The 7,187-nt window shown below is 62.8% G+C and carries 6 protein-coding genes; 4 read left to right on the plus strand and 2 right to left on the minus strand.

All coding sequences use genetic code 11. The annotated features are described in order from the left end of the window. Positions 1-60: 60 nt before the first annotated feature. The gene (locus EOC06_RS13510) at positions 61-822 is read right to left on the minus strand and encodes a TetR/AcrR family transcriptional regulator (protein WP_245463630.1); all 762 of its coding nucleotides are present in this window, start codon (positions 820-822) and stop codon (positions 61-63) included. 154 nt (positions 823-976) lie between these two features. Here EOC06_RS13510 and EOC06_RS13515 point away from each other — a divergent pair, with 154 nt between their 5' ends. The 4 genes from EOC06_RS13515 (at position 977) to EOC06_RS13530 (ending at position 5,716) form a co-directional block, all read left to right on the plus strand. Further along, positions 977-2,656 carry an amidohydrolase gene (locus EOC06_RS13515; RefSeq protein WP_128307985.1) on the plus strand — a complete coding sequence of 560 codons (1,680 nt, stop codon included), beginning with the start codon at positions 977-979 and terminating at the stop codon, positions 2,654-2,656. A 168-nt stretch (positions 2,657-2,824) separates the two neighbouring features. Then, positions 2,825-3,910, plus strand: coding sequence for an ABC transporter ATP-binding protein (locus EOC06_RS13520; RefSeq protein ID WP_306462349.1), 1,086 nt, complete (start codon positions 2,825-2,827; stop codon positions 3,908-3,910). 8 nt (positions 3,911-3,918) lie between these two features. Further along, positions 3,919-4,893, plus strand: a complete 975-nt coding sequence (locus EOC06_RS13525; RefSeq protein ID WP_128307987.1) for an ABC transporter permease subunit — start codon at positions 3,919-3,921, stop codon at positions 4,891-4,893. Positions 4,894-4,897: 4 nt separating this feature from the next. Then, positions 4,898-5,716, plus strand: a complete 819-nt coding sequence (locus tag EOC06_RS13530; protein ID WP_013530251.1) for an ABC transporter permease — start codon at positions 4,898-4,900, stop codon at positions 5,714-5,716. Between the two features lie 23 nt (positions 5,717-5,739). Here EOC06_RS13530 and EOC06_RS13535 read toward each other — a convergent pair. Continuing rightward, on the minus strand, positions 5,740-7,187 hold a 1,448-nt coding region (locus tag EOC06_RS13535), incomplete at its 5' end, for an AsmA-like C-terminal region-containing protein (RefSeq protein ID WP_164898566.1).

Consider the following 7,187-nt stretch of genomic DNA (forward strand, 5'->3'; position numbering starts at 1 on the left):
GGCCGGCGTGAAGGGGGGAGAAAACAGTCTTCATAAATTCCTCTCGAAGTGCGAAATCAGTCAAGATTCAAGATTGAGATAAGGGCTCACCAGAGCGAGCCACATTCTTTCCACATCATCCTCGATGAGGTCGTATGTCTTGCGGTCGCTTTTCAGCCCGACAAGCCGGCAGGCGTGCCCGACGTCCATCATCAGCACGCCGAGCCGGCTGGCGATCTTGTTTTCAAGCGCCGGGTTCACATGCTGCAGCCATGCGGCGTAGAGCGCGATGATCTGCTCGTCATATTCGTTTTGGATCGGCCTGAGGTCGGCGTTGCCTGAAATGGCCTCGATCACCGGCATCAGGCTGGCGTTTTCGAGGTAGAGTCTGGACGTGTCGATGAAGAGCTTGCGCACTTCGCGCCGAAACTCTTCACGGTTGGTGGGCGGGGCGACCTTGATACGCTTGGCGATCACCTCGGGGAAGGATGACAGCCAGCGCCGGGCGAGGTCCAGAAGAATGGCTTCCTTGTTGGGGAAGTATTGGTAGATCGAACCAACCGACAAGCCTGCGCGCTGCGCAATGGCGAGCGTCGTCGGCGTCTTGGTTCCTTGCTCCCGCGTCAAGACCAGCGCTGCGTCGAGAATCCGGTCGACCACCTTGCTGGAGCGTTGTTGCCGCGGCTGTTTGCGCGGTTCGAGCGCTATCCTGGTTTTGCGGTCGAGACTGCGCTTCACGGCTTGATGTCCTCGTTCCCCGCCCGGTCTCAACATGGTGGGAGCTTGCTGTCCACAATACATTCCAGATTCGGTATGTTGACAAACGCGAATAATCAGTCGCATTCTTTATCCACGCTGCCTCTTGGGATGACAAGGGGAATTTCCAAGACAGCGCGCTGGCATTCTTTTTCGTCCCATGGCGCCGCTCCGGTGGAGTGGCAGGTCGTTGGACAAGAGGTTGTCGGTCTCAGTCAGTCGTCAAAAGCGCGGAGTCGCGATGTCTGTCACAGGTGCGGGTCACAATGCGGATCTGATCGTCATCAATGGTCGTGTACTGACCATCGACGACGACAATCCCACCGCCGAGGCTGTCGCCGTCAAGGATGGCGCAATCGTCGCCATCGGCAGCCGCGCCTCCATCGAAGAGTTCAAGGGACCGGCCACCAGGGTCATCGACGCCAAGGGCGGTTCGGTGGTCCCGGGGTTCATCGAAGCCCATATGCATCTGTTTTCGGGCGGGGCTGAACTTGCCCACCTTCAACTCACCGGTATTCATGGCTTCGAGGCGCTGCAGAAGGCGATCCGCGACTATGCGCCGACCCGGCCCGACGCGAAGATGCTGGTCGGCCAGGGCGTCGACTACACCGTGCTCGGCAGCGAGCGCGTGACGCGCCATCACCTCGACGCCATCTTGCCCGATCGCCCGTTCTGCATGGCGGCGCCCGACCATCACACCATGTGGGCCAACACCAAGGCGCTGGAAATGGCCGGCATCCTGCAGGGGCGCACGCTTGGTCCGGGCAATGAGATCGTCATGGGTGACGATGGTCTGGCCGCCGGTGAATTGCGCGAAGGCGAGGCCTTTGGCCCGGTGCTCGATCTTGCCGGCGAAGGCCGGGTGCGGCTGGGGCTGTCGACCGGCGGCGAGCCGGACCCGATGCCGACGACGGCGGAGCGGGACGCCGACCGCGACATCATGCGGCGCGGGCTCGCCTGGTGCGCCCGCCACGGCATCACCTCGATCCAGAACATGGACGGCAATCTCTATCAGCTTGAGCTGCTGGCCGAGATCGACGCCGAGGAAGGCTTGCCCTGCCGCGTCAAGATCCCGTTCCACTACAAGAATTTCATGACGCTCGACATGCTCGACAAGGCCTCTGATATGGCCGAACGCTACAACAGGGAATGGCTGTCGTCGGGCATGGTCAAGGTGTTCTACGACGGCGTTCTCGATTCCTGGACAGCTGTCATGGTCGAGCCTTATGCCGACCGGCTCGACTGGGTGGGCGAGCCGCTGTTCACGCCGCAACAGTTCATCGATCTGGCCGTCGCGGTCGACAGACGCGGGCTGCAGATCGCCGTGCATTCGATCGGCGACGGCGCGGTGCGCGCGGTGCTCGACGGTTATGAGGCGGCGCAGAAGGCGAACGGCAAGCGCGACAGCCGTCACCGCGTCGAGCACATCGAGGTCACCACCACCGCTGATGTGCCGCGTTTCGCCGAACTCGGCGTCATTGCCTCCATGCAACCGCCGCATCCGCCGGGCGCAATGGATTTTCCACTGGAGCCGACGGTATCGCGCATCGGACCGGCGCGCTGGCCGCTGAGCTATGCCTGGCGGACCTTGAAGGATGCCGGCGCGCATGTCGTCTTCGCATCCGATTGGCCGGTGTCGCCGATCGATCCGATCCTGGGCATTCAGGCGGCGGTGTTGCGCAAACCGTGGGCAGAAAGCGACCCGGACCAGAGTTTCTCACTGCATGAAGCGATCGCCGGTTACACGATCGAGGGCGCCTATGCCGAATTCGCCGAGCACCGCAAGGGCACGCTGAAATCAGGCTACATGGCCGATCTGGTGGTTTTGTCGATGGATATCGAGAACACCGCCCCGGCCGACCTGCACAAGGTGCGGCCGGTGACGACGATTTGCGGCGGCAAGGTCACCTATCAGGCCTGACTATGGCATGGGGCTTGCAGGCCTCAATGACTGATTGAACTGTGACCCAATGCCGGGCTTGCCAACCCACCGGCCATGTGGTCACATCGAACAGGGGAAAAGCTCCGCCAGCAAGAGCGGGGTCAACAGTGAGGCGTAATCGTGCCGGACAAACCGGATCGGAATGCGATTGAAGTAGTAAACGTCAGAAAAATTTTCGGATCAGGTGAGGGGCAGGTAGCTGCCCTCGACACGGTCTCGGTATCTATCCGCGAGAACGAATTCTTCACGTTGCTGGGGCCATCCGGCTGCGGCAAGACGACGTTGCTCAGGCTGATCGCCGGCTTCGACTTTCCAACCGCCGGTGAGATCCTGCTCTACGGCCAGGACATCGCGCCGCTGCCGCCCTTCAAGCGGCCGGTCAACACCGTGTTCCAGTCCTACGCGCTGTTCCCGCATATGACGGTGGCCGACAATATCGGCTTTGGCCTGGAAATGCTGGGCAAGCCGAAGGCCGAGATCAAGGCGCGCGTCGCCGAGATGCTGAAGCTGGTCAAACTCGAGCAGTTCGCCAAGCGCAAGCCGCACCAACTGTCCGGCGGCCAGCGCCAGCGCGTCGCGCTCGCCCGCTCGGTCGCCAAGCGGCCGAAGGTGCTGCTGCTCGACGAGCCGCTCGGCGCGTTGGACAAGAAGCTGCGCGAAGAGACGCAGTTCGAACTGATGGATTTGCAGCAGAACCTCGGCCTGACCTTCGTCGTGGTCACCCACGACCAGGAAGAGGCGATGACCATGGCCGATCGCATCGCCATCATCGACAAGGGCGAGGTGATGCAGGTGGCAACGCCGGCCGAAGTCTACGAGGCGCCGGGATCGCGCTTCGTCGCCGGCTTCGTCGGCAATGTGAACATGTTCGAGGGCAAGATCGCGCGTGGCGAGGCCGGCAGCGCCAGCATCGATGCCGGCAACGGACTCACCATCCGCACCGACAATGCCGGCACCGCCGGCGCCGGGACGGCCGTCACCTTCGCCATCAGGCCCGAAAAGATCAAGGTGTCGTCGAAGAAGCCGGCCGAGGCGGTCAACGCCATCGAGGGCGAGGTCTACGACATCGCCTATCTCGGCGACATGACCGTCTACCATGTCAGGCTGGACGACGGCCAGGTGGTGCGCGCGAGCACCATGAACGCGGCCCGCATCACCGAGGATCCGCTGAGCTGGAACGACCGCACCTGGGTTTCCTTCCGGCCCGATGCCGGCGTCGTGCTGACGCGGTAGGGGCGACCATGTCGAGCGCCGCCGTCACCACCTCATCAGCCTCTCCGGCATCCAATGCCGGCAAATCCCTCCTTGCCAGGCTGGGTGCTGCCTTCGTTGGCCGACTGGTCATCATCATCCCCTATGTCTGGCTGCTGTTCTTCTTCCTCATTCCGTTCGTCATCGTCTTCAAGATCTCGCTGTCGCAGACGGCAATCGCCATTCCGCCCTATACGCCGGCGCTCGATTTCAGCGGCGGCATTTCCGGGTTCCTGGCTCAGCTGAAGCAACTCAGCCTCGACAATTACGCCTGGCTGACGCAGGACGCCCTCTACTTCAACGCCTATGTAACCAGCGTCATCATCGCCGCGGTCTCGACGGTCCTGACATTGCTCGTCGGCTACCCCATCGCCTATGGCATGGCGCGCGCGCCGGCGACGATCCGCCCGACCTTGCTGATGCTGGTGATCCTACCGTTCTGGACCTCGTTCCTGATCCGGGTCTACGCCTGGATCGGCATTCTCAAGCCCGAAGGGCTGCTCAATCAGCTGCTGCTCGCCACCGGCGTCATCCACCAGCCGCTGATCATCCTCAACACCTATACGGCGATCTTCATCGGCATCGTCTATTCCTACCTGCCGTTCATGGTGTTGCCGCTCTATTCCGCGCTTGAGAAGATGGACTATTCGCTGATCGAGGCAGCCAAGGATCTCGGCTGTCCGCCGACAAGTGCGTTCTGGAAGATCACCTTCCCGCTGTCGCTGCCCGGCGTCATCGCCGGCTGTCTGCTGGTGTTCATTCCGGCCGTCGGCGAGTTCGTCATTCCCGATCTGCTCGGCGGCTCGCAGACGCTGATGATCGGCAAGACGTTGTGGAACGAGTTCTTCGCCAATCGCGACTGGCCGGTGTCGTCGGCCGTTGCCGTCATCCTGCTGTTGCTGCTGATCGTGCCGATCATGCTCTTCCAGCGGGCCCAGGCGCGCGCTCAGGAAATGGACAGGTGACCTCATGAACGCCACCTGGAGCCGCTTCAACATCACTTCGATCGTGCTTGGCTTTGCCTTTCTCTATCTGCCGATCGTGCTGCTCATCGTCTTCTCGTTCAACGAGTCGAAACTGGTTACGGTCTGGGGCGGTTTCTCGACCAAATGGTACGTCTCGCTGTTCCACAATCAGGGCCTCATGGACGCGACCTGGGTGACGGCGCGCGTTGGCCTGATCTCGGCCACGGTAGCGACCGTTCTCGGCACGCTGGCGGCACTCACCTTGACCCGCTACACGCGCTTCAAGGGCAGGGTGCTGTTCTCCGGCATGGTCTTTGCGCCGCTGGTCATGCCGGAAGTGATCACCGGCCTGTCGCTGCTGCTGCTCTTCGTCGCGGTCGGGCTCGACCGTGGCTTTCTCACCGTGACGCTCGCCCATATCACGCTGACCATGTGCTTCGTCGCCGTGGTCGTGCAGTCGCGGCTCATGACTTTCGACCGCTCGCTGGAAGAAGCCGCGATGGATCTTGGCGCAACGCCGGTGAAGACCTTCTTCCAGATCACATTGCCGGTCATCATGCCGGCGATCGTCTCCGGCTGGATGCTGGCTTTCACGCTTTCGCTCGACGATCTGGTCATCGCAAGCTTCACCTCCGGGCCGGGCGCCACGACGCTGCCGATGAAGATCTACAGCCAGGTTCGCCTCGGCGTGACGCCGGAAATCAACGCTGCCTGCACCATCCTGATCGCTGTCGTGGCGATTGGCGTCATCATCGCCTCGCTTGCCAACAAGCGGCGTGAGGTGCAGCGCCAGCTCGACGAGCAGGCGGCGCAGCGCGGGTGAAAGACAGGAGGCGCAGTGGCGGCCTATTCCCCCGAAACGCCGCGGCTGATCGGGGAAATGAACGGCGTGCTCCAGGTTCCGCCGACGAAGAACGATGACTGGTTGGGACCTTGCTGGCCGTTGGCCTGCGTTGCCGCCTGGTCAGGCTGAATGACGCCGCCGGACAAGGCCAGTCCGCGCCCGGCGTAGGACGCGATGCCGGACAGCCAGATCTTGTACTTCGCTGAATTGGCCTCGGCCTTGTCGATCCGCGCCACGCCCTTCGAAATGGTGGCCTTGATCTCGGCGCCGTCGATCGGCAATGTTCCGTCGGAGACGTCGTCGAGCGCGAAGAAGCCGCCCTGTTCGGTATGTTTGAGGAAGGCCGGCAGGTTGAGCTTGCTCAACGCACCCGGCCCGAAGGTCGCCGAGACCGAGCCGTCGGCATTGTCGAAGATGGAATCCCAGGTTCTGCCCGGCCCCTTGAGGATCACCGAGACGGTGCCCGTGCCGACCGGCACCAGCCGCGTCATCCCTGCCGCCGTGCCGAACGCACCGCCGTCGATGTCGGACGCCAGAAGGCGGATTTCGACCTGCGAGCCCTCCGGCTTGCGATCGAAGCGAAGGCTGGTCTGGATGTTGCCGCCGAAGGCCGAGGCATCGGAGATGTCGAATACCGACAGACCATCCTTGACCTGGGCGGTGGCGGCGACATCGGCGAGCTGGATAGGTCCCGCCGTGGCGTGGGCTGCCGACAGCCTCAGATCGAGATTGATCTTGTCGGCGAAACTTGTGTCGATTTCGCCGGGTCCCGCCCCTCCGGTCGGCACCAGCGGGGTGAAGGCCGAAAGAAACGATCTGAGGTCGAGCGTGTCGAAGGCGAGCGTGCCGGAGATCACAGGTTGTGCGCCAAGCGAGAGGTCCAGTGCACCCATCCCCGGATTGTTGTCGAGTGCAATTGCCGTGTTGTCGAACTTGACGCGCCCGCCCGTCGCGGTGATCTTGCTCGAAATGCTGACCGAGCCGATCGCCGCACCCGGAGCGATGCCGGCCTGCGACCATTCCAGGACACGCCGCAGCGAGGGTGCCGAGAACTTCGCCTGACCGTCGAAATAGGTATTTTCAGACATGCTGGCCGTGCCGTCGAACGAGAAGGTGGCGGGCGCCGCCTTGAAGGACAGCGTCAGCGGCGCCGTGCCGCCGGCAAACAGCACAAGTGGTCTGGCCGAGGCGACGTCCAGCGCGACGCTTTCGCCCCGCCAGATCCCTGTTGCCGACAGCGTCGCATTGCTGTTCATCGCCGCCCAATTCGCCTGACCGTTTAAACTGCTCAGGATCTCGACGTCCTTGCCGCCGATGGACGCTACCATTCGGCCGTCGCGAAACTCGACCGTGCCGAAGGTGTCGGTAGGCAGCTTGTCGAGGTCCGGCTTGGCGGGGTCGGCATTGACCACGCCGCGCGCCGTGTCGATGGAACGCGTGATGCGCCCGC

The sequence above is a fragment of the Mesorhizobium sp. M7A.F.Ca.MR.362.00.0.0 genome (assembly GCF_004023175.1).
Taxonomy (GTDB): domain Bacteria; phylum Pseudomonadota; class Alphaproteobacteria; order Rhizobiales; family Rhizobiaceae; genus Mesorhizobium.